Annotated in this window: 18 protein-coding genes, 1 tRNA gene and 2 pseudogenes; 18 read left to right on the top strand and 3 right to left on the bottom strand. The window is 71.2% G+C overall.

Going from position 1 to position 23,397, the window contains the following annotated elements:
* Positions 1-69: 69 nt before the first annotated feature.
* From AMK21_RS08505 to AMK21_RS08540, 8 genes are all read left to right on the top strand, one after another.
* Positions 70-1,242, top strand: a complete 1,173-nt coding sequence (locus AMK21_RS08505; RefSeq protein ID WP_199863144.1) for an inositol-3-phosphate synthase — start codon at positions 70-72, stop codon at positions 1,240-1,242.
* On the top strand, positions 1,239-2,522 hold the full coding sequence (locus AMK21_RS08510) for an SCO3242 family prenyltransferase (protein WP_073875829.1): 1,284 nt from the start codon (positions 1,239-1,241) through the stop codon (positions 2,520-2,522). The genes AMK21_RS08505 and AMK21_RS08510 overlap by 4 nt, the downstream gene beginning before the upstream one ends.
* Positions 2,519-3,406: a sugar phosphate isomerase/epimerase family protein gene (locus AMK21_RS08515; RefSeq protein WP_073875831.1), complete on the top strand. Its 888-nt coding sequence runs from the start codon at positions 2,519-2,521 to the stop codon at positions 3,404-3,406. The genes AMK21_RS08510 and AMK21_RS08515 overlap by 4 nt, the downstream gene beginning before the upstream one ends.
* Positions 3,400-4,053 (top strand): EboA domain-containing protein, encoded by a 654-nt coding sequence (locus AMK21_RS08520; protein ID WP_073875833.1) that lies wholly within the window; start codon positions 3,400-3,402, stop codon positions 4,051-4,053. Before AMK21_RS08515 ends, AMK21_RS08520 begins: the two co-directional genes overlap by 7 nt.
* On the top strand, positions 4,053-4,901 hold the full coding sequence (locus AMK21_RS08525; RefSeq protein WP_073875835.1) for a TatD family hydrolase: 849 nt from the start codon (positions 4,053-4,055) through the stop codon (positions 4,899-4,901). The genes AMK21_RS08520 and AMK21_RS08525 overlap by 1 nt, the downstream gene beginning before the upstream one ends.
* 4 nt (positions 4,902-4,905) lie before the next feature.
* The gene (gene eboE / locus AMK21_RS08530; protein ID WP_073875837.1) at positions 4,906-6,081 is read left to right on the top strand and encodes a metabolite traffic protein EboE; all 1,176 of its coding nucleotides are present in this window, start codon (positions 4,906-4,908) and stop codon (positions 6,079-6,081) included.
* Positions 6,078-7,493, top strand: a complete 1,416-nt coding sequence (locus AMK21_RS08535) for an alkaline phosphatase family protein (protein WP_073875839.1) — start codon at positions 6,078-6,080, stop codon at positions 7,491-7,493. The genes eboE and AMK21_RS08535 overlap by 4 nt, the downstream gene beginning before the upstream one ends.
* A gap of 67 nt (positions 7,494-7,560) precedes the next feature.
* Positions 7,561-8,625 (top strand): sugar phosphate isomerase/epimerase family protein, encoded by a 1,065-nt coding sequence (locus tag AMK21_RS08540; protein ID WP_073875841.1) that lies wholly within the window; start codon positions 7,561-7,563, stop codon positions 8,623-8,625.
* Positions 8,626-8,655: 30 nt separating this feature from the next.
* Here the strand turns inward: AMK21_RS08540 and AMK21_RS08545 are convergent, their stop codons facing one another.
* Complete coding sequence (locus AMK21_RS08545; protein ID WP_073875843.1) at positions 8,656-9,963, bottom strand: DUF2254 domain-containing protein; 1,308 nt, start codon at positions 9,961-9,963, stop codon at positions 8,656-8,658.
* Positions 9,964-10,126: 163 nt separating this feature from the next.
* On the opposite strand from AMK21_RS08545, the gene AMK21_RS08550 reads away from it, so the two are divergent.
* The 10 genes and pseudogenes from AMK21_RS08550 (at position 10,127) to AMK21_RS08595 (ending at position 19,087) form a co-directional block, all read left to right on the top strand.
* Positions 10,127-10,214, top strand: a tRNA-Leu gene (locus tag AMK21_RS08550).
* A gap of 118 nt (positions 10,215-10,332) precedes the next feature.
* On the top strand, positions 10,333-11,166 hold the full coding sequence (locus AMK21_RS08555; protein ID WP_073875845.1) for an AraC family transcriptional regulator: 834 nt from the start codon (positions 10,333-10,335) through the stop codon (positions 11,164-11,166).
* A gap of 109 nt (positions 11,167-11,275) precedes the next feature.
* Positions 11,276-11,743, top strand: a complete 468-nt coding sequence (locus tag AMK21_RS08560) for a cupin domain-containing protein (protein WP_073876740.1) — start codon at positions 11,276-11,278, stop codon at positions 11,741-11,743.
* A pseudogene (locus AMK21_RS08565) lies at positions 11,740-12,457 on the top strand (SGNH/GDSL hydrolase family protein). The gene AMK21_RS08560 and the pseudogene AMK21_RS08565 overlap by 4 nt, the downstream one beginning before the upstream one ends.
* Positions 12,458-12,641: 184 nt before the next feature.
* Positions 12,642-13,658, top strand: a complete 1,017-nt coding sequence (locus tag AMK21_RS08570; RefSeq protein WP_073875847.1) for a LacI family DNA-binding transcriptional regulator — start codon at positions 12,642-12,644, stop codon at positions 13,656-13,658.
* Entirely contained in the window at positions 13,655-15,253 is a 1,599-nt protein-coding gene (locus AMK21_RS08575; RefSeq protein ID WP_073875849.1) for a sugar ABC transporter ATP-binding protein, read from the top strand. Before AMK21_RS08570 ends, AMK21_RS08575 begins: the two co-directional genes overlap by 4 nt.
* Positions 15,243-17,198: a substrate-binding domain-containing protein gene (locus AMK21_RS08580; RefSeq protein WP_073875851.1), complete on the top strand. Its 1,956-nt coding sequence runs from the start codon at positions 15,243-15,245 to the stop codon at positions 17,196-17,198. The genes AMK21_RS08575 and AMK21_RS08580 overlap by 11 nt, the downstream gene beginning before the upstream one ends.
* 47 nt (positions 17,199-17,245) lie before the next feature.
* On the top strand, positions 17,246-18,172 hold the full coding sequence (locus AMK21_RS08585) for a ribokinase (protein WP_073875853.1): 927 nt from the start codon (positions 17,246-17,248) through the stop codon (positions 18,170-18,172).
* Positions 18,169-18,558 carry a D-ribose pyranase gene (gene rbsD, locus AMK21_RS08590; protein WP_073875855.1) on the top strand — a complete coding sequence of 130 codons (390 nt, stop codon included), beginning with the start codon at positions 18,169-18,171 and terminating at the stop codon, positions 18,556-18,558. Before AMK21_RS08585 ends, rbsD begins: the two co-directional genes overlap by 4 nt.
* Before the next feature lie 148 nt (positions 18,559-18,706).
* Positions 18,707-19,087: a hypothetical protein gene (locus AMK21_RS08595; protein WP_073876742.1), complete on the top strand. Its 381-nt coding sequence runs from the start codon at positions 18,707-18,709 to the stop codon at positions 19,085-19,087.
* A gap of 15 nt (positions 19,088-19,102) precedes the next feature.
* On the opposite strand, the gene AMK21_RS08600 is transcribed toward AMK21_RS08595, so the two are convergent.
* Together AMK21_RS08600 and AMK21_RS08605 are read right to left on the bottom strand one after the other, a co-directional pair.
* Positions 19,103-22,282, bottom strand: coding sequence for a type ISP restriction/modification enzyme (locus AMK21_RS08600; RefSeq protein ID WP_234421874.1), 3,180 nt, complete (start codon positions 22,280-22,282; stop codon positions 19,103-19,105).
* A 213-nt stretch (positions 22,283-22,495) separates the two neighbouring features.
* A pseudogene (locus AMK21_RS08605) lies at positions 22,496-23,125 on the bottom strand (3'-5' exonuclease); the annotation flags it as partial.
* Between the last annotated feature and the right edge of the window lie 272 nt (positions 23,126-23,397).

Here is a 23,397-nt window from a genome sequence, read left to right on the forward strand (position 1 = left end):
GCGGGGGAGGCACCGACCCCTTCCCCGCCCGTCGTCCTCCACCTCTTCATCCCCCCAGGGAGGCAGCCCGTGACCGCACATGCCGATCGTGAAGGCCGTGACGAGCGTCCATGCCGTACCGCCGACAGCCCAGGCCGCCGTACCGGCGTCTGGTTCATCGGAGCACGCGGCTCCGTCGCCACCACCGCGACCGCGGGGTGCGCGGCCATCGCGGCCGGCCTCCACCCGCCCACCGGCATGGTCACCGAGACGCCCCCCTTCGCCGACAGCGGCCTGCCGCCCCTGACCTCGCTGGTCTTCGGCGGCCACGACACCCTGGACTGCCCGCTCGCCAAACGGGCCGAGGCGCTGGCCGAAGGCGGCGTGCTGCCCTACCGCCTCCCCACCGCCGTCCGCGCCGAACTCGACGCGGCCGACGCCGAGATACGCCCCGGTGGCCCGCTCCCCGGCGACACCCGCACCGACCAGGTACTCATCGCCGCGTTCGCCGCGGACCTCACCGACTTCGCCCACCGCCACGAGCTGGCCCGTACGGTCGTCATCAACGTCTCCTCCACGGAACCGGCCCCCGGCCCCGACGACCCCCGGCTCCCCGCCAGCTCCCTCTACGCGGCCGCCGCCCTCCGGGCCGGCTGCTCCTACGCCAACTTCACCCCCTCCACCGGGCTGCGGGCCCCCGCGCTCGCCGAGGCCGTCGCCGACTGCGGACTTCCCCACGCGGGACGCGACGGCAAGACCGGCCAGACGCTGCTCCGTTCCGTGCTCGCCCCGATGTTCCTCCAGCGCGCCCTGCCCGTACGGGCCTGGTCCGGGTCGAATCTGCTGGGCGGCGGGGACGGGGCGGCGCTGGCCGACCCGGCCGCGGCCGCCGCCAAGAACGCGGGCAAGGAACGTGTCCTCACCGACACGTTCGGCACCGCCCCCGAGGGCGAGGTCCACATCGACGACGTGCCCGCGATGGGGGACTGGAAGACGGCCTGGGACCACATCGCCTTCGACGGCTTCCTCGGCTCCCGCATGGTTCTCCAGACCATCTGGCAGGGCTGCGACTCGGCCCTCGCGGCCCCGCTCGTCCTGGACCTGGCCCGGCTGCTCGCCCGGTCCCACGAAGTGGGGCTCAGCGGCCCCCGGCCGGAGCTCGGGTTCTACTTCAAGGACCCGGACGGCGGCACCTCGGCGGCGCTCGCCGAGCAGTACGCCACCTTGCTGGGCTTCGCCGAGCGGCTGCGGGGCCAGGCGTGAGGTGGCGGCTGCGGCTCCTGTCGGCGCTCGGGGCGCTTCCGGCGGGCCTGCGGGCGGCCTCGGGAACTGGGGGCCACGCCGGGGGCCACGTACTCCAAGACAGCCTGTCCGGTACGGGTGGGACTGCACCCGTACCGGACAGGCACGGGCCGTCCCACGGTCGCGGGAGAGGGGACACGGTGCGGGCCTGGACCGAACTGTTCCGGGTCTCCGCGCTGTTCTCCGCGCCGGGTGACGGACTGGCCGGGGCCGCGGCGGTGGGCCGCAGCCCCGGCCGGGGTACTGCACTCGCGATCGGCGCCTCCCTCTGCCTGTACGAGGCCGGGATGGCCCTCAACGACTGGGCGGACCGGGAGGAGGACGCCGTCGACCGCCCGCACCGGCCGATCCCCTCGGGCCGTATCAGCCCGCCGGCCGCCCTGGGGGCGGCCGGGGTCCTGACGGCGGCGGGCCTGGTCCTCGCGGCGCGGGCCGGCCGCCCCGCCCTGGCGGTCGCCACGGGCCTGGCCGGCACGGTCTGGGCCTACGACCTCCACCTCAAGCACACGAAGGCGGGACCGGCGGCGATGGCGGCGGCGCGGTCTCTGGATCTGTTGCTGGGGGCGACGGCGACCGCGACGGCGCCTGCCGGGAGGGGGCCGAGGCCCGGACCGCGCACCGCCCGTCCGGCGCGCGGCGGGGCCGTACCGCTCACCGCCGCGCCCGACAACGTTGCCGCACGGCCCCGTCCGGCGCTCGGCGCCCTGGCCGCCGCGCTCCCCGCAGCCCTGGTGCTCGGGGCGCACACCTACGGCGTCACCGCCGTGTCCCGCCACGAGGCACAGGGCGGGTCCACCGCCGTCCCGCTCGCGGTCCTCGCCACGACGGCCACGCTGGGCGCGATCGTGCTCGCGGCCCACCGGGGGAGGCGGCCGGGGGAGCCGACCACGCCCGGGCTCGGCGGCAGCGGCCTCGGAGTGACCGGTCCGGGGGAGTACCGAGAGAGCCACCAGCACCTCACCATCCCCGCCCCCGACCACCCCACCGCCCCTGCCCTCACCCCCCTCCTGCTCACCGCCTTCACCGGCGCCTACCTCCGCACCGCCGGGCCACCCCTCCTGCACGCCGCCCTCAACCCGTCTCCGCCCCTGACCCAGCGGGCGGTCGGCGGCGGGATCCGGGCCATGATCCCGCTCCAGGCGGCGCTCGCCACCCGCGCCGGAGCACCCGCCTCCGGCCTCGCCGTCATGGCACTCGTCCCCCTGGCCCGCTCCCTCGCCCGGAAGGTGAGCCCCACATGACCCTCCACCTCGGCTACGGCACCAACGGGCTCACCGACCTCCGCCTCGACGACGCCCTCGGACTCCTCGCCGACCTCGGCTACGAGGGCGTCGGCCTGACGCTCGACCACATGCACCTGGACCCCCTGGCCCCGGACCTCGCCGAACGCACCCGCAAGGCCGCCCGCCGGCTCACCTCCCTCGGGCTCCGGGTCACCGTCGAGACCGGCGCCCGCTATGTCCTGGACCCGCGCCGCAAGCACGGCCCCTCCCTCCTCGACCCGGACCCCGACGCCCGGGCCGCGCGCACCGCGCTGCTCGTCCGTGCCGTGGACGTGGCTGCCGAACTCGGCGCGCACGCCGTCCACTGCTTCAGCGGCATCACTCCGCCGGACACCTCCACGGACACCGTCTGGAAGCGCCTGACCGAAGCGATCACCCCCGTACTCGACGCCGCCGACCGGTCGGGCATCCCCCTCGCGATCGAACCCGAACCCGGTCACCTCCTCGCCACCCTCGCCGACTTCCACCACCTCCGCGCCCTTCTCGGCGACCCGGCCCCCCTCGGCCTCACGCTCGACATCGGCCACTGCCAGTGCCTGGAGGATGCGTCCCCCGTGCAGTGCGTCCAGGACTCCGCCCCCTGGCTCCGGCACGTCCAGATCGAGGACATGCGGCGCGGCGTCCACGAGCACCTCCTGTTCGGTGACGGCGAGATCGACTTCCCGCCCGTGCTCGCGGCCCTCGCCGCCGCTGACTATCAGGGCCTCACCGTCGTGGAACTGCCCCGCCACTCCCACGCGGGCCCCGAACTCGCCCGCACCTCCATCGCCTTCCTGCGCGACGCCGCGAAGAAGGCCATGACGAAGCAGCCCACGACGAAGCAGGGAGGCGCACCGTGCTGACGTCCCGCAAGGAACTCGACGCCGAACTCGACGGCGCCGCCCGTGTCTGGCTCGACGAGGCCCTGGCCGAGGCCGCCCACGACGCCGCGGCCCGCGAACCCGCATGCGCCGGCGCCCCCGAGGCCTCCCCGTACGCCTCCCCTCCCTGGGAACTCCGCTACGCCACCGCCGGCCGCCACTGCGGACCCGCCCACGCCGACTCCGTACGCTCCCTCCTGCTCATCGAGGCCCGCGCCCCGCTGCCCTCCGTCACCCGGCTCTACGAACGGGGCACCGCCGCCGAACGCCGCGCCGTCCTGCTCACCCTGCACCGCCTCGACCTCGGCTCCACCGCTCTCCCGCTCGTCGAGGACGCCCTGCGCACCAACGACACCCGGCTGGTGGCCGCCGCCGTCGGCCCGTACGCCGCGGCCCACCTCGATCCGCACGCCTGGCGCCACGCCGTACTGAAGTGCCTCTTCACCGGGGTGCCGGTGGACGCCGTCGCCCGGCTCGACGAGCGGGCGCGGGGCGACACCGAACTCGCCCGCATGCTCAGCGACTTCGCCGCCGAGCGGACCGCCGCCGGCCGTGACGTCCCGGTCGGCCTGCGCACCGCACTCGCCCTCACCGAGATCGCCCCCGCCGCCCCCACGGAGGAGTCCTGATGCGCATCTTCGACCCCCACATCCACATGACGTCCCGGACCACGGACGACTACCAGGCGATGTACGACGCGGGCGTCCGCGCCCTCGTCGAACCCTCCTTCTGGCTCGGCCAGCCCCGCACCTCGCCCGCCAGCTTCTTCGACTACTTCGACGCGCTCCTCGGCTGGGAGCCCTTCCGCGCCTCCCAGTACGGCATCGCGCATCACTGCACCCTCGCCCTCAACCCCAAGGAGGCGAACGACCCCCGCTGCGCCCCCGTCCTGGACGCGCTGCCCCGCTATCTGGTGAAGGACTCCGTCGTCGCCGTCGGCGAGATCGGCTACGACTCCATGACCCCGGCCGAGGACCACGCCCTCGCCGCCCAGCTCCAGCTCGCCGCCGACCACGGGCTCCCCGCCCTCGTCCACACCCCGCACCGCGACAAGCTCGCCGGTCTGCACCGCACCATCGACGTCATCCGCGAATCGCGCCTCCCCCCGGAGCACGTCCTGCTCGACCACCTCAACGAGACCACCGTAAAGGCCGCCACTGACAGTGGCTGCTGGGCCGGGTTCTCCATCTACCCGGACACCAAGATGGACGAGGACCGCATGGTCACCATCCTCCAGAACCACGGCACCGAGAAGGTACTCATCAACTCCGCAGCCGACTGGGGGAAGAGCGACCCGCTCAAGACCCGCAAGGTCGCCGACGCGATGCTGAAGGCCGGATTCACCGAGGACGACGTCGACCAGGTCCTGTGGCGCAACCCCGTCGCCTTCTACGGCCAGAGCGGCCGCCTCCAGCTGGACGTCCCCGCCCCCGACGCCGTGCACGAGGGCAACTCCATCCTGCGCGGCGGGGAGTGAGGCCATGCGCTTCCGGCACCCGGACGGCTCGACGATGCACCTCTCCTACTGCACCAACGTCCACCCGGCCGAGACGCTGGACGGGGTCCGCGCCCAGCTCCGCGACCACTGCGAGCCGGTCCGTCGCCGCCTGGGCCGGGACCGGCTCGGCATCGGCCTCTGGCTCGCCAGGGACGCCGCCCGGGCCCTGATCAACGACCCCGCCGAACTCCGCGCGCTCCGCGCCGAGCTCGACAGCCGGGGCCTCGAAGTGGTCACCCTCAACGGCTTCCCGTACGAGGGATTCGGCGCCGACGAGGTCAAGTACCGGGTCTACCGGCCGGACTGGACCGAACCCGAACGCCTCGCCCACACCACCGACCTGGCCCGCCTCCTGGCCGCCCTGCTCCCCGACGACGTCACCGAGGGCACCATCTCCACGCTCCCGCTGGCCTGGCGCACCCCGTACGCCACCGACCCCGGGGCGGCCCGCACCGCACGCGCCGCCCTCACCACGCTCGCCCAGCGCCTGGACGCCCTCGCCGAACTCACCGGCAAGTCGATCCGGATCGGCCTCGAACCCGAGCCGGGCTGCACGGTGGAGACCACCGCCGACGCCATCGCCCCGCTCACCGACGTCGGCCACGAGCGCATCGGCATCTGCGTCGACACCTGCCACCTCGCCACCTCCTTCGAGGACCCGGACACCGCGCTCGACGCGCTGACCGCGGCAGGCATCCCCGTCGTCAAGTCCCAGCTCTCCGCCGCCCTGCACGCCGAACACCCCCACCTCCCCGAGGTCCGCACCGCGCTCGCCGCCTTCGCCGAGCCGCGCTTCCTGCACCAGACCCGTACGAGCACGGCCGCCGGGCTGCGCGGCACCGACGACCTGGACGAGGCCGTCGCCGGCGAGGCACTCCCGGACTCCACCCCCTGGCGGGCCCACTTCCACGTACCGCTGCACGCGCCGCCCGCACCCCCGCTCACCTCCACGCTCCCCGTGCTCCGCGCCACGCTCGCCCGGCTCGTCGGGGGACCGGTCCCGCTGACCCGGCACCTGGAGGTGGAGACGTACACCTGGCAGGCGCTGCCCGCCGAACTACGGCCCCGCACCCGCACACAACTCGCCGACGGCATCGCCGCCGAACTCACCCTCGCCCGCGACCTCCTGGTCGACCTCGGCCTCAAGGAGCTGCCATGACCACGGACAGCACGGACAGCTCACACCAGGCGGGAACGGGCCCCACCCCCCTCCTCGTCCTCGACGTCGTCGGCCTCACCCCGCAGCTTCTCGCCCACATGCCGAACCTCACGGCGCTCGGGAAGCAGGGCGCGCGGGCCCCCCTCTCGACCGTCCTGCCCGCAGTCACCTGCGCCGCCCAGTCCACCTTCCTCACCGGCACCATGCCCGCCGAACACGGCATCGTCGCCAACGGCTGGTACTTCCGCGAGCTCGGCGACGTCCTGCTCTGGCGCCAGCACAACGGGCTCGTCGAGGGCGACAAGCTCTGGGACGCGGCCCGCCGCGCCCACCCCGGCTACACCGTCGCCAACATCTGCTGGTGGTACGCGATGGGCGCCGACACCGACTGGACCGTCACCCCGCGCCCGGTCTACTACGCCGACGGCCGCAAGGAACCCGACTGCTACACCCGGCCCCCCGCCCTGCACGACGAACTGACCGACAAGCTCGGCACGTTCCCCCTCTTCCACTTCTGGGGCCCCGGCGCCGACCTGGTCTCCTCCCGGTGGATCATCGACGCCACCCGCCACATCATCGCCACCCGCACCCCCGACCTCGCCCTCTGCTACCTGCCCCACCTCGACTACGACCTCCAGCGCTACGGCCCCGACGACCCCCGCTCCCACCGGGCCGCCGCCGACCTGGACCGGGCCATCGCCCCGCTGCTGGCCGACGCCCGCGCCGAAGGCCGTACGGTCGTCGCGCTCTCCGAGTACGGCATCACCCGCGTCAGCCGCCCCGTCGACATCAACCGGGCGCTGCGCCGGGCGGGCCTCCTGGAGGTGCACACGCAGGACGGCATGGAGTACCTGGACACGATGGCCTCGCGCGCCTTCGCCGTCGCGGACCACCAGCTCGCCCACATCTACGTACGCCGCCCCGAGGACCTGGAGGCGACCTGGGCGGCACTCGCGGACCTGCCCGGCATCGACCAGCTCCTGGACGACGAGGGCAAGAAGGCGCACCACCTGGACCACCCCCGCTCCGGTGAGCTGGTGGCCGTGGCGGAGAAGGACGCCTGGTTCACGTACTACTACTGGCTCGACGACGCCCGCGCCCCCGACTTCGCCCAGCTCGTCGAGATCCACCGCAAGCCCGGCTACGACCCCGTCGAGCTCTTCATGGACCCCGAGGACCCCTACGTACGGCTCAAGGCCGTCTCGGCGGTCGCCCGCAAGAAGCTCGGGATGCGCTACCGCATGGCGGTCGTCCCCCTGGACCCCTCACCTATTCGCGGCAGCCACGGCCGCCTCCCCGAGAGCGACGACGAAGGTCCGCTCATCCTCTGCTCCACCCCCCAAGCGTTCACCGACCGGGTCAGGGCCACCGAGGTGAAGTCCCTGCTCCTCCAGCTTGCCGGACTGCACTGACATTCCCCGTCACGTACCCGGCACCGCACCACTCACCCCGTCAGGTCAGCAAGGGAGATACCCGAACATGAGCCGCACCTCCAAGGACGCCGAACTCGCCCGCAGACTGAGCCGCCGCAACATCCTCGGTGTCGCCGCCGGAGCGACCGCCGCCACGATCATCGGTACGGCGACCGCCCAGGCCGCCGGCCGGGACCAGGCCCAGGGCCCCGGCAAGGGCCACGGCCACGGTAGGGGCAGGCCCGTCCTGCCCCCCGGCCGCCTCGGCATCCAGCTCTACAGCCTCCGCGACAAGATCTCGACGCTCGGCTTCGCCCCCGTCTTCGCCGAGCTGGAGAAGTACGGCTACGACGAGATCGAGCTCGCGGGCTACACCCAGGGCTCCGCCGGCCCCATCACCCTGGCCCAGCTCAAGCGGCTGGCCAAGGACCACGGCCTCAACCCGATCGGCAGCCACGTCGGCTACTACGACGACAACAACCCCGGCGCCTACACCTTCGCCCAGAACCTGGAGAAGGTCCTGGACGATGCCCAGGCCCTCGGCCTCAAGCACATCGGCACGGCCTCGGGCCCCTTCCGCTACGGCTCCACGGTCGACGGCTGGAAGCGGGCGGCCGACGACTTCAACAAGTACGGGGCCGCCGCCCGTAAGCGCGGCATGAAGTTCTACCAGCACAACCATGCCGAGGAGTTCTCCTTCGCCACCGACAAGCCGAAGGTGCGCCTCTACGACGTCCTGCTCGCCGAGACCGATCCCGACCTGGTCTACCTGGAGATGGACATCTACTGGGCGTACTGCGCCCAGTTCCGCTTCAGCAAGCGTGCGGACGGCACCAAGGCCCCGCTCGACCCGCTGAAGTACGTCCTGAAGCACCCGAACCGCTACCCGCTCTTCCACGTCAAGGACGGCGTCCGCGACGACACGACGCGCGACGGCTACCGCATGTCGGACGTGGGCGACGGGGACATCGACTACAAGACGTTCCTCTCCAAGGTGACCAACCGGACCCACCACGGCCGGAGCTACCACCACTGGCAGGCCGAGCACGACAACCCGGTCGACTCGCTCGCCTTCGCCCGGAAGTCGAGCGAGCACCTGCACTCCCTGCGCGAGGGCCGCTGCGGCGACTGACACGCGCCGCGCATGCGGGACCGGCGGGGGCTACCCGATGCCCTGCCGGTCCGGCAGCAGGGCGAACTCCCGGTCGGCCGCCACCGGAACGGCCTGCTCCACAGCCTGGACGAGCAGGGCCCGATGCCGTACCAGCGGCGGCCTCCGCTCCTCCGGAGCGAGCAGCAACAGATCGTCCAGCCCCGCCAGCAGCCGACGCGACACCTGAGGGCTTCCGGCCACACACCACCGGATCTCCTCGAAGCCGAGATCCACCAGGTCCTCCCACGCCGGCCCCTCCTGCACCAGCCGCACCCGCCCCGACCGGTCCCGGTGGTGGACGGTCCCGAGCGGCAGGCGCACCACGGCCGCCAGGAACTGCACGATCCGGTCCAGGCACTGGACGGCGGTGGTCGGATCGTTCACGGACGTCGACAGGGCCCGCAGCGCGATGTCGACAAGCTGACGCAACCCGAAGGCCAGATCCTGGTGCAGGGTGCGCTCCACCCCGACGGAGACCGTGTACCGCAGCAGGCGACGCGGCGGCACGGTGGCGCCGCCGTGGACGGCGAGCACCGGAGTCCCCGGCACCACGAAGTCCCCGATCCGGGGGATCAGCCGCAGCACCACGTCCTGCCGCCGCGCGGCCCGGACGAGCCGCGCCGTATTCACGTCCCGCAGCACCCCGGCCCGCCCCTCGTGCACCACCCGCCCGGTCTCCGGCCCCAGCCCCTCGGGCCCGCCCGGCCCCCTGGGCATCCGGCCGAGCACCCGGAAGGAATCGCGCGCGATCTTGTCCACGACCGGCCCGACCTGCATGAGCCGCAGCGTGGAGCTGACGTAGACGACGAACAGCAGCAGACTCAGCCCGACGAGCACCAGCGTGAGCATGCTCTGCAGCAGCGGAACCGAGACCACCAGGCGCGGGTCCGCCTCGCTCTCGTACGAGGTCAGGACCAGCAGCGAGAACAGGAACGTCGCGAGGAACACCGTCAGCGTGACCTTGCTGATCCGGCTCCGGACGAAGATCCGCACCACCCGGGGCGTGAGCTGCCCGCTGGCCATCTGCACCGCGACCAGCGAGATGCTGAACACCACACCGATGAACGTCATCATCGCCGAGCTGATCGTGGTGACGATCGTCTTCGCATCCTGGACGAAGGAGATCAGGCTGCCGAGCTCGTCGTAGGCCTCCTCCCGCTGGAAAACCGCGACGATCTCCTCGTCCACGGCGGACGCGGCCAGCCACAGGACGAACACACAGACGAACCCCATGGTCGGGGCGAACCAGAACGTGTCGCGCAGATGCTCGCGCAGGGGAGACAGCGGACGGGGCCGGCGGTAGCCGCGATCACTCATGGACGCGAAGGTAGCCCCGTGGCCTCCACGGACCGTGGAGGCCACGGCCGACCGGCCCGCCGCACCGCACTGACCACCGGATATGCAGGTGAAGGGCGCGTCGAACCCCTGGTATTGTCTTCCATGTCGCCGCGGGGAACACACCGCGAACGACAGACACCCTGTCCGGGTGGCGGAATGGCAGACGCGCTAGCTTGAGGTGCTAGTGCCCTTTATCGGGCGTGGGGGTTCAAGTCCCCCCTCGGACACCATGGTCAACCGACCAAATAGAGCCGGTCAAAGCGACACAATGTCGCTCTGACCGGCTTTGTTGTTGGGTGTTCCGCGGAGTTGATCTTGCCGGGCTCGCCGGTTTGTACACTGACGAGCGTGCGGGACCATGCGGCAACCCGAATCGATGCCCGCCCGGCGCCCGCCCTGCGGCGGTACGTCCGCTCGTATGTCGGCTTCGACCTGCGCGGATTCCCGGCCGGGGTGCACTGCGGTCCGCCGGGCCGTGTGCTCACCGCGGTGATCAGCCTGTCCGACCCTCTGGAGATGGCGGCGGGCGTCGACGACGGGTCACCGGTCACCCGGTTCGGCAGCGTGGCCGGCGGTCTCATGTGCCGGTCCGTCGCGATCCACCACGACGGACGCCAGCACGGCGTGCAGGTGTCGCTGACACCGCTCGGGGCCCGGGCCGTCTACGGCCTGCCCGCGGCCGCGCTCGCCCACCGGCTGGTCCCGCTCGACGAGCTTCTCGGAGCGCTCGGCGTCGAGCTGGTCGACCGGCTCAGAGCGGCGACGACATGGGCGGCGCGGTTCGCCGTGCTGGACGAGTTGCTCCTGCGAGCCGTCGGCCGTGGCGACGGAGATCGCCTGTCCCGGGTGCGCCCCGAGGTGGCCGAGGCGTGGCGCCGCCTCGTCGCGGCGCAGGGCCGCGTCCAGGTCGGGGCGGTCGCCACGGAGCTGGGCTGGAGCCGCCGGTACCTCACCGAGCGGTTCCGCGGTGAGGTGGGCCTGTCACCGAAGACCTTCGCCCGCGTTCTGCGCTTCGAGCACGCGCACGACCTGGCGACGGCACACGACCCGCTCCCGTGGGCCGATGTGGCGACCGTCTCCGGTTACGCCGACCAAGCCCATCTCGTACGGGACTGGCGCGAGTTCACGGGCCGGTCACCGACGGCCTGGCGTCGCGGTGAGGTCCTCCTCGGGGCCGGTTAGTCACCGACCGGCTGCCTGCCGCGCGGACTTCCGTTCCCCCTTCCTTTCCTTCGGTCTCCTTCCCTTTCCTTCAAGACCGCCCGGACGCCGTCCTGTGACGATCGTCCGCATGAGACTCGTCAACCACGAACGCAACGCCATCGACCTGCGGACAACCCCCGTGCACCTCGGGCTGGGATCGCGAGCGAAACCCGTCGAGGGCTTCGCCTGGGACCCTGAGGTGCTCCAGGCATACAGCGCCGCCGTCGCGGCGGACGGTGGCGAGGGCCGGATGGTGGCCATCTTCGACGGCGACGGCCCCGGCGACCACTGGGAGCGCCACCCGGCCGGCGACGAACTGGTCGTCTGCCTCACCGGGTCCGTGACGGTCACCCGCGACGTGGACGGGGTGCCCGAGCGCGTTGTGCTCGGGCCGGGCGAGGCTACCGTCAACCCGGCCGGGGCATGGCACGCGGTCGACATGGCGGGGCCGGCGTCCATCCTGGCCGTCACCGCCGGCCTCGGCACCGACCACCGTTCCCGGACCGACGCCCTCCCCACCGAGCACGTCGGTACGCCCGGCCCGCCAGCGCCGTGACGACACGCGTCGCGTGCCTCGGCGACTGCCTCACCCGCGCGCAGCACAGCGTCGACTACCTGGACCTCCTCGAACGGCGCCACCCTCCAGGCCACCTGCCGATCGCCCGCTTCGGAGCCAACGGCGACTTCGCCTACAACCTGTTGCGGCGCCTCGATCCCGTCGTCGCGGACCCGCCCGACGTGATCACCGTGCTGATCGGGACCAACGACGCCCGAGCGAGCCTCGCCGGCTACCCCGTCGAGCGGGTCACGAAGCGCAAACACCTCCCCGAGCGCCCCTCGGCCGGCTGGTTCCAGCAGTGCCTGGGACCCGTTGTCGAACGGCTGCGAACGGAGACCGACGCGGCGATCAGTCTGCTGTCGCTCCCGGTCCTCGGCCAACAACTCGACGGAGCGCCCGCGCAGGCATCGCAGACGTAAGCCGGATGATCGCCGAGGTCGCCACCGCCGGCGACGCGGCCTGCCTCCCGCTCCATGAACGCCAGGTCGAGGAGGTACGCCAGGCGGACCCGCCGCCGATCCCGTACCGGGCGCCGACGCCCGCGGCCGGAGTCGGCGTCCTCCTCCGGACCGCCGTGCTGCGCCACAGCCTCGACACGATCTCGCGGCGCCGAGGTCTTCTGCTCACGACCGCCACATCCACCAGAACAGCCGTGGCGCCGCCCTGGTCGCCGAGGTCGTCGACACCTGGCTGCCGACCCGGAGCGCGTAGCCCGGCGGTTTGAACCCTCCCCCGCCCTCCTCCTGTCACGATCCGGTCTCGGACACGGAGGGGGGTCTTGTTTTCAGCCATGTAATCGATTCCAATCATCCCTGTAATCGATTCCACGGCGTCGTGCGAGCGGTCCGCCCCCTGGTTTCGAGGTGTACGGAAACCACAAGGAGGTGGTCCGGACATGGCGAGCATCAAAGATGTCGCGGCCCAGGCGGGGGTCTCCGTCGCCACGGTCTCGCGGGTGCTGAACAGCCATCCGTCCGTCAGCGAAGAGGCGCGCACCCGCGTCCTCGCCGCCGTCGACGTCCTCGGCTACCGACCCAACGCCGTGGCCCGCTCGCTGCGCACCGCGCAGACCCGCACCCTCGGCCTGGTCATCAGTGACGTACTCAATCCGTACTTCACCGAGCTGGCCCGCTTCGTCGAGGAGGAGGCCCGCGCGCTCGGCTACAGCGTCATCATCGGCAACGCCGACGAGCGGCCCGACCTCCAGGACCACCACATCCGCACGCTCATCGACCGAAGGATCGACGGGCTGCTCGTCTCGCCCGCCGACGGCGGCTCCCCGCTGATGCGGGAGGTCGCGCTGAGCGGTACGCCGATGGTCTTCGTGGACCGCTGGATCCCCGGCATCGACGTGCCCGTCGTCCGGGCCGACGGTACGGGTGCGGTCAAGGACCTGGTGGCGCACCTGTACGGCCTCGGCCACCGCAGGCTCGCGATCATCGCCGGGCCCGCGGCCACCACCACCGGCAACGAGCGCGTCGAGGCCTTCCGGGACGCGATGCGTGAGCTCGGCCTCGCGCTCCCCGACGCCTACATCGGGCAGGGTGACTTCCAGGCCGCCAGCGGACGGCGGGCCACCGAGGGGTTCCTCGCCCTGGACGAGCCGCCCGAGGTCGTGTTCGCCGCCGACAACCTGATGGCGCTCGGCGCGCTGGACGCGATCCGGGCCCGGGGACTGCGGGTTCCCGACGACATCGCGCTCGCCGCCTTCGACGACATCCCGTGGTTCGTCCACACGGCCCCGCCGATCACCGCCATCGCCCAGCCGACCGCGGACCTGGCCCGCGCCGCCGTACGCGCGCTGGCCGACCTGATCGAAGGACGGACCCCGCAGTCCGTCACCCTGCCCGCCCGTCTCGTCGTACGCCGCTCGTGCGGACAGGACGCGACCGACCAGAGGAGCGACCGGTGACCGCACCGGAGAAACAACTGGTGCAATCCTCCGACGAGTTGCTGCGCATCGAGGGTCTGCGCAAGACCTTCCCCGGCGTCGTGGCTCTCGACAACGTCGACTTCGACCTACGCAGAGGCGAGGTCCATGTCCTGCTCGGCGAGAACGGAGCCGGGAAGAGCACCCTCATCAAGATGCTCTCCGGCGCCTACCGTCCCGACCACGGGCGGATCCTCGCCGAGGGCCGTGAGGTGCGCATCAACGACGCGCAGGACGCCGAGGGGCTCGGCATCGCCACCATCTACCAGGAGTTCAACCTGGTACCCGATCTGACGGTGGCCGAGAACATCTTCCTCGGCCGTCAGCCGCGCCGCTTCGGTCTCATCGACCACCGGCGTATGCGGGCGGACGCGGAGAAGCTGCTGCGCCGCGTCGGCGTCGACGTGCGCCCGGATGCCAAGGTCCGCGAACTGGGCATCGCCCGGCTCCAGATGGTCGAGATCGCCAAAGCGCTCAGCCTCGACGCACGCGTTCTGATCATGGACGAGCCGACCGCCGTGCTGACCTCCGAGGAGGTCGACAAACTCTTCGCGATCGTCCGGCAGTTGCGCACGGACGGCGTCGGGATCGTCTTCATCACCCACCACTTGGAGGAGATCGCCGCGCTCGGTGACCGCGTCACCGTTCTCCGCGACGGCCGCAGCGTCGACCAGGTGCCCGCCTCGACACCCGAGGACGAGCTCGTCCGGCTCATGGTCGGCCGCAGCATCGAGCAGCAGTATCCGCGCGAACGCCCCGACACGGGCGAGGTGTTGCTGTCCGTCCAGGGACTCACCCGGGGCGGGGTCTTCCATGACATCAGTTTCGACGTGCACGCCGGTGAGGTCGTCGGTCTCGCCGGACTCGTCGGTGCCGGTCGTACGGAGGTGGCGCGCGCGGTCTTCGGCGCGGACCCGTACGACGCGGGCACCGTCGACGTACGCGGCGAACGTCTCACCCGGCACGACGTGCCGGCCGCGATGGGCGCCGGGATAGGCCTCGTACCGGAGGACCGCAAGGGCCAGGGCCTCGTCCTGGACGCCTCCGTGCAGGAGAACCTCGGCCTGGTCACCCTGCGTTCCGCGACCCGCTCCGGGCTCGTGGACCTGAAGGGGCAGCGTACGGCGGCTGCCCGCATCGCTCAGCAGCTCGGCGTCCGCATGTCCGGCCTCGGCCAGCACGTTCGCACCCTCTCCGGCGGCAACCAGCAGAAGGTCGTCATCGGCAAGTGGCTGCTGGCCGACACCCGGGTGCTCATCCTCGATGAACCCACCCGGGGGATCGACGTCGGCGCCAAGGTCGAGATCTATCAGCTCATCAACGAGCTCACCGCATCCGGCCACGCCGTCCTGATGATCTCCAGCGACCTGCCCGAGGTCCTCGGCATGAGCGACCGGGTGCTGGTCATGGCCCAGGGCCGGATCGCCGGCGAACTCCCCGCCGCCGAGGCCACCCAGGACGCCGTCATGGCCCTCGCGGTCTCCGCCGTCGTGACGCACGAACCCCACGAACCCCACGCATCGAAGAATCACCCCGCACCGAAGAAGGAAGAAGAGGAGGGCCCCCGTGGCCACTGAGACACTCAAGAGTGACACGGGCGCGGGTGGCACCTCCGTGATACGCCGCGTCCTGCTCGACAACGGCGCCCTCAGCGCCCTGGTCGTCCTGGTGGTGGCGATGTCGCTGCTCTCCGGCGACTTCCTGACCACCCAGAACCTGCTGAACGTCGGCGTGCAGGCGGCCGTCACCGCGATCCTCGCGTTCGGCGTCACCTTCGTCATCGTCTCGGCGGGCATCGACCTGTCCGTCGGTTCGGTGGCGGCCCTGTCGGCGACGGTCCTGGCCTGGTCGGCGACGTCCGCCGGCGTCCCGGTCGTCCTCGCGGTCGTGCTCGCGATCGTCACGGGCATCGCCTGCGGCTTCGTGAACGGCGCCCTCATCTCGTACGGCAAACTCCCGCCGTTCATCGCGACGCTGGCCATGCTGTCGATCGCTCGCGGGCTATCGCTCGTCATCTCGCAAGGCAGCCCGATCGCCTTCCCCGACTCCGTGTCCCGGCTCGGCGACACGCTCGGCGGCTGGCTCCCCGTACCGGTCCTCGTGATGATCGCGATGGGCCTGATCACCGCGCTCATCCTCGGCCGTACCTTCATCGGCCGCTCGATGTACGCGATCGGCGGCAACGAGGAGGCGGCCCGGCTCTCGGGTCTCCGCGTCAAGCGTCAGAAGATCGTCATCTACGCGCTCTCCGGCCTCTTCGCCGCCGTCGCCGGCATCGTCCTGGCCTCGCGCCTCGTCTCCGCCCAGCCGCAGGCCGCCCAGGGGTACGAACTCGACGCCATCGCCGCGGTCGTCATCGGCGGCGCCAGCCTGGCCGGCGGCGTCGGCAAGGCGTCCGGCACCCTGATCGGCGCGCTGATCCTCGCCGTCCTCCGCAACGGCCTCAACCTCCTCTCGGTCTCCGCGTTCTGGCAGCAGGTCGTCATCGGCGTCGTCATCGCGCTCGCCGTCCTGCTCGACACCCTGCGCCGCAAGGCCGGTTCAGGCGCGGTCTCCTCGGCCGGAACGGCCCCTGGCGCACCGGGCTCCGGGCGCAGGGGAGCGCTCAGGTTCGCCGGAGCGGCCCTCGCCGTGGCGGTGGTCGTCGGCGGGGTGTCCTACTTCAACTCCGGTTCGTCCGGGGGTGCGACGAAGGTCGGGATGTCCCTCTCGACGCTCAACAACCCCTTCTTCGTGCAGATGAAGGACGGCGCACAGGCCGAGGCCGAGAAGGCGGGCATCGACCTCACCGTCACCGACGCCCAGAACGACGCCTCCCAGCAGGCCAACCAGCTCCAGAACTTCACTAGTTCGGGAGTCTCGTCCATCATCGTCAACCCGGTGGACTCGGACGCCGTCGGCCCGGGTGTCCGCAGCGCCAACAAGGCCGACATCCCGGTGATCGCCGCCGACCGCGGCGTGAACAAGGCCGACGCCGCCACCCTCGTCGCCTCCGACAACGTGGCGGGCGGCAAACTCGCCGCCGACGCGCTCGCCGACAAGCTCGGCGGCAAGGGCAGCATCGTCATCCTCCAGGGCACAGCCGGCACTTCTGCCAGCCGCGAGCGTGGAGCGGGCTTCACCGAGGGGCTCAAGGCGTACCCGGACATCAAGGTGGTCGCCAAGCAGCCCGCGGACTTCGACCGCACCAAGGGCCTGGACGTCATGACCAACCTGGTCCAGTCCCACCCGGGCATCACCGGCGTCTTCGCGGAGAACGACGAGATGGCGCTCGGCGCGGTCAAGGCGCTCGGCAGCAGGGCCGGCACGTCCGTGTCGGTCGTCGGCTTCGACGGCACCCCGGACGGCCTGAAGGCGGTCGAGGCCGGGACGCTGTACGCGTCGGTGGCCCAGCAGCCCAGCGAGCTGGGCAGGATCGCGGTCCAGAACGCCGTCAAGGCGGCGAAGGGCGAGCAGGTCGAGAAGACGGTGAAGGTGCCGGTCAAGGTGGTCACCCGCGAGAACGTCGCCGACTTCTCCTGACCCCGCCCTGTAGCCCCGACCGACCGACGAAAGCAGGAAGCAGAGACATGCCCGACAACGCCCCCGGCGACGACCGTTACGACCTCCTGGTCGTCGGCTCGGCCAACGCCGACCTGGTGATCGGCGTCGAACGCCGCCCCGCCCCCGGTGAGACGGTGCTCGGCTCCGACCTGGCCGTTCACCCGGGCGGTAAGGGCGCCAACCAGGCAGTAGCCGCAGCCCGGTTGGGAGCCCGTACGGCGCTGCTCGCCCGGGTCGGCGACGACGACCACGGGCGGCTGTTGCTGGAGAGTCAGCGCGTGGCGGGCGTGGATACCGACGGCGTCCTGGTCGGCGGCGCCCCGACCGGCGTCGCGCTCATCACCGTCGACCCCTCGGGCGACAACAGCATCGTGGTGTCCCCGGGCGCCAACGGCCGCCTGACCCCCGAGGACGTGACTGCGGCGGCCCCGTTGCTGGCCGCCGCCCGGGTGGTCTCCGTACAGCTGGAGATCCCTCTGGACACGGTCGCGGAGACGGCGCGCCGCCTGGATCCCGGGTCCCGCCTCGTCCTCAACCCGTCCCCGCCCGCCCCGCTGCCCGACGAGGTGCTGGCCGCCTGCGATCCGCTGGTGGTCAACGAGCACGAGGCGCGCTACATCCTCGGCGAGACCGCGGGCGGGTCCCCGGACGACTGGGCCCCGGCCCTGCTCGCGCTGGGCCCGCGCTCGGTCGTCATCACCCTGGGCGCCGCGGGCGCGCTGGTGGCCGACAGCCGCACGGACTCCCTGAACCACCTGGTCAGCCCAAGGGTCGAGGCGGTCGACACGACGGGGGCCGGGGACGCGTTCACCGCCGCCCTGGCCTGGCGCCTGGGCCGGGGCGACGACCTGCGGGAGGCGGCGGCCTTCGCGGTACGAGTGGGGGCGGCGGCCGTCACGTCGCGAGGCGCCCAGGCGTCCTTCCCGACGCTGGAGGAGGTCGACGCGCTGTGAAGAAGTCCGGCATCCTCAACCGCCACCTGGCCGGAGCCATCGCCGAACTCGGCCACGGCGAAACCGTGTTGATCTGCGACGCGGGCATGCCGATCCCGCCGGGCCCCCGCGTGGTCGACCTCGCCTTCCGCGCCGGAACCCCGTCGTTCGCCGAGGTCCTGGACGGCCTGCTCGACGAGCTGGTGGTGGAGGGAGCGACGGCGGCCCTGGAGGTACGCGACGCCAACCCGGAGGCCACCCGCCTCCTGGACGACCGCTTCCCCGACCTGGAACTGATCCCGCACGGCGACCTGAAGGCCCGCACGGAGTCGGCCCGCCTGGTCGTACGGACGGGGGAGGCCCGGCCGTACGCGAACGTGCTGCTGCGGTGCGGGGTGTTCTTCTGAGCGGTTGACCGGCGGTGGCGTGGGCGGGGCTGCGCCTCGGCGGTGGTGCGGCTCCGCCCACGCGACGGGCGGACAGCACCGTCGCGGATGGACTCCACCCCGGTGTGCTAGGCATGACGGCATGCACTCTCCCGTCCCTCTGCCCCACGTGGACCTCACCGATGCGCAGTGGCAACTCCTGGATGAATTGGTCACCGCCGGTCTGACCGACCCGTCCCACAGCATCGACAGCGCTGAAACCGCAGCAGCACGAGGCATCGACCTGCAACTGTTCGCTGCTGATGCCGCCCTCCTCGCCTGGCTGAAACTCACGGAACGGAGCGGCGATCAGTGGGGGGTGACCGATCTGGGGGCGGCCCTTCACTATCGGCGTCTGTACGAGTCGTCTGAGCTCCGGCTGAGCGAGGTGGCCCGGTTCGCGGCAGCCAACGAAGCGTCAGCACCGCAGTTCACACGGGCAGTACGTCGACTCGCGCAGGGCTCGATCTCGTTCGATGAGGCCCTTCGCGGGGCGCAGCGCACAACGTGAGGGCCGGCGCCGGGGTCACGTTTCCTCCGAGTCGGTGAAGAGCGTGCCGACCGGGCGATGGCGAGGCTTGCGGTCGACTTCCCTCGCGAAGATGACACCGGCCGTGATCAGTTCCTCACGCGTGGAAACGGGCCCCGCCAGAATGTCGGTGAGGAGATCGCCCTGGGCCGGGGCCAGGTCCGTGATGCGGCGCAGTACGGAGAGCAGCTCCACCAGCTCCTTCGTCCACTCGGTCGGCCAACTCTCCACATGGAGATCGTCCAAGGGGCTTGTCCTCTTGCTGGTCGGTTTCGCCTTTCGGTATCCGAACCACTTGTTGACGACCTTCATCCCGCCGACGTGGTACGACCAGACGGCTGGCGGTATGGGAGCGAAGGAGCCCTCGCCCAGACGTAACGTCTGAGTCTCCGCCTCGTACCGCACGTGGTCAGGGACGTCGCGGCCGATGTTGGACAGGTAGCGGACCTGTCGCTCGTCGCCCGAGGAGAACCGGACTTCGCCAAGGGGACGCCCGGCCGTCGGATCGCTGAATCGTTGCCCGTAGGTCGAGGCCCACAGGATTTCGGTGCCCAGCGCCGTCGCTCTGTGCCACAGATCAGGGTCCCGGGTCAGCGGCAGGTGCACGCCGGGTGTGAGCAGCTCCTCCGCGAAGCGTTCGGTGAAGCCGCTGTGTCCGGTGACGCCCGCAATGTACGCGGCCAGGTCCGCCGCCCCCACCGGTCCCGCACCCATGACGCGCGTGAGGTGAGCCAACAGGCCCGGGGCGACGTTGGGTGAGCCGTCGGGGTGCAGGAGCGGCATGACACGGCCGCCTCGGCCGTTGAAGTGGTGCGTATCCGGCAGGAGGTGGGTGGCCACGACCGCCGGGCCGGAGTCGATCTCGTGCGAGGACTGCTGGTTGAGGAAGAGCTGGTGGCCTGATTGCGCTGATGCCCAGAGACTTGGCCGCGGGTAGTCGAGTACGCGGTTGTCCGAGATCAGCCACTGCCGGTCGAAGCTGCGGAGGGAGATGCGTACAAGCTCCGGACGGGTGTCCGCCTCGTCGTTCACCGTGCCGGAGCGGGTGGGCACCCCGGGCAGCGGTTCTGTCCTGCTGGTCAGGGTGCGGTCGCAGGTCTCCTTGAACAGCACCGACTTGGTCGCCGGGTCCGACTCACGCACCAGCCTCGCCCAGCGCCGTCGCAGAGTCTCCGCCGACGGATTGCTGGACCAGGATCGGTTCGCGGTTATCCCCAGGGTATTCCAGGGCAGAAGTTCGCTCAGCGCGGGGAAGTCCTGCCAGCCCGAGCGGGTCGATGGTGTGAACGGATCCACTCCTTCTGAATGGGTCTCCCTCCACCCCTCGTCGTCCAGCCGGATGCCGCGCAACTGCCGGAACTTCTCGTCGCGGCTACCTGCGACGGCGCGATAGTGCACGCGGGCCCGACGGTCGCCTCCCTCCACCGCCTCCCCGGCCCTCCGTACGAAGATGCAGATCGCGAGCGGCTGGGCGACGCCCGGGAACACGCGCGTGGCGACCTCGGCGCGGTGCCCTTCGGGGGAAAGGTTGATGATCCAGCCTTCGTCACACGTCCGCCGCAGGTAGCTCCGCATTCCCCGGCCGCCCGGTCCTGTGGCCCACCCGGAGGGGCTGATGAAGCAGACGACGCCATGCCGGTCGTTCTGGTGGGCGTCGAAGACCTTCCAGGTCGCCCACCGCCAGAAGTAGACGTACATGTTCTTGAGTACGTGCTCATAGCGGCCGTTGCCCGGCAGCCGGAAACCGTCCAGAAGCGGGGGTTCCTGACCCCCTCCGCGCTTCTCCACCCACCCTCCGCGGTTCTCGGCCTTGTCGTCGTACGGGGGATTGCCGATGACCACGTTCACCGGGGTGCTGGCCTTGATCCGGTTCGCCCGGCGCCGTGAGGCGGACAGTGCGTCGTAGGACAGGTGCTCCTCCTCGACGAACGGATTGTCGAGGGTGTCCGTGACGAAGAGACTGAGCCCACCGTCGGGCAGCGCCGAGCCGTGACGCTTCAGCAGGTCCGACGTCCTCAGCTCGGCGACGGCAAAGGGGCCCATCTGCAGCTCGAAGCCGTAGAGGCGTGAGGCGAGACGGGAGATCGCGTCGGAGGCCATGGCGGGGCCCGAACGGTCGGAGGCCTGCTCCGCCACCCGGTCGATGATGGTGTGCAGGTACGTGCCCGTGCCCATCGCCGGATCGACGATGCGTACGTCCTCCTCGCCGAATCCGGCCCGCTGGTCCAGGCGCGTGCACAGCACGTCCTCGGTGAGGCGCACCATGTCCTCCACGACCTGGTACGGGGTGTAGTACGAGCCGCTCTTCTGCCGCAGATCCGGGTCGTACACGGTGAGGAAGTGTTCGTACAGATGCAGATACGCATCCCGGTTTCCGGTTCTGATCGCCGGCCAGTTCACCTTGGCGATCGTGCGTTGCAGCAGGTCGAGCGTAACGCTGAAGCGTTCGTTGACGTTGTCGGTGAGCAGCTGCAGCGCCCGGCCCATGAGCGCGTGATCCGCATTGAGGCTCCGGCCGACGTCGTGCAGGCCGACCCCTTCGAGGAGGATGTCCTCCGACCGGGCGAGCAGCAGGGCGAAGGTGACCGCCTGCGCGTAGCCGTCGGCGAAGGTCGCGTCGTCGGCGGTGGGGAAGAGGAGTCGCCGCCACTCGTTCTTGAGGCCGGTGAACGGCCTGGCGCGCAGGTCGTCGTCGGGGTCCGACGACTTGGCCTCAGCGGCGAGTTGTTCCAGGACGGCTGATCGCAGGAGTCGGCAGAGCGGGGCGAGATGCTGGACCAACCGGGAGACGTTGGAGATGTGGGGCGGCTTCCAGTGGAGAAACACCTTCAGCAGAGCGTCGAAGGCGGCAGGATCAGCGGGCGCCAGTTTCTCTCCCGCGCTCCCGAGAGTGCCCTTGAAGTGAACGGTTTCGCCCAGTTGCCGACCGTCACGGAACAGGCGCCACTCGGTCCCGTTGGAGTAGAGCAGGTTGGGCAGGTTCCGGAGCTTCTCCCACTGTTCCCGGTTCCTCCCGCCGAACGTTTCCGGGTCGACGGACAGCCCGGGCCGCTTGAGCTCGATGTAGCCCGTCAGGTCACCGCCGGCGCGTACGGCATAGTCGGGACGAACACCGAGATCGGCCAGGCGGTATTCGTCATGCCAGGTGACCTCATGTTGGTCGTGCCGCTTTCCCACAGCCTGAAGCAGAACTTCGAGCGGCCCACGGATCGATGCCTCGGCGCTGCCGCCACCGGATAACTTGATCTTCGTCTGACGGCCGAATTCCGACACGGCGGCCAACAGCCAGCCGTAAAGCACCTCTGACATATTCCCCCCGGTTCGAGCCGGACGGGGGGGAGCTTAGCTACGCATCGTGCGTAACGGAAGACGCACTGTTACTCAAGGGGCTCAAGGGGCCTCTGACGGCGTCGGGGACGGCATGTTCTCCGTCCCGACCCCCGCCTCCACCAGAAAAGCGCTCGGTTCGCCGGTCCACGACACGTATAGATCGTCCCGTGCCCGCGTGCAGGCCACGAAGAGCAGGCAGCGTTCCGCCAGCAGATCGACGGCGTGCTGAAGGCGGTCCACCTCCAGCGGCGTCACCGCCTTCGGATACGGCAGAGCCTCGGCACCCACGCCGATGACCGCGACGCACCGGAACTCCAGGCCCTTGAACGCGTGCATGGTGCCGACCTGTACGGCGTCCGCCTCCGCGACGGTGTCCCCCCGCAGCCGAGCCGCGGCGATCCCGGCCTGACTGAGTCGCTGCACCGTCTTGTCGCCGTTCTTGTTGAACCGGGCGCTCAATCCGATCTCACCTGCGGCGATCCCGTTGTCGAGCCAGCCGCGCACCCGTTCCACGAGTCCGTCCAGCTCCGCCGCCTCCGAGTCGGTCGCGAGCATCTCCGGCCTCGTGCCGTGCAAGGACGAGCGGTAGCCCAGCAGGGTCTCGTTACGCGTGTCGTCGGCGAGCTGTTCGAAGGGGCGGCCCACCAGGAGCGCCGTCGACCAGCTGGGGATCTCGTGCGTGGAGCGGTGGAGCACACACATGAACCCGCAACAGCCCGACGAGCACCAGTACCCCGAACAGCACGGCCGGCCCACCACGCCGTGGGGAGCGCCTCCGCAAGGGACTCCGCCCGTGCCCCCTGCTCCGCGGAAGCCGTCGCGAGGCAAGGCCTGGGTGACCCACGGGCCCGTCGGGGCCGTCGTCCTGTTCCTGGGCGTCGGCATTGCATCTCGGACGACGAGGCCCGGGCCGAGACCTCGAACGCCGGTCGCACCCCGAAGGTCACCCTGACCAGGACCGT

This window comes from Streptomyces sp. CB00316, assembly GCF_001905595.1.
Taxonomy (GTDB): domain Bacteria; phylum Actinomycetota; class Actinomycetes; order Streptomycetales; family Streptomycetaceae; genus Streptomyces.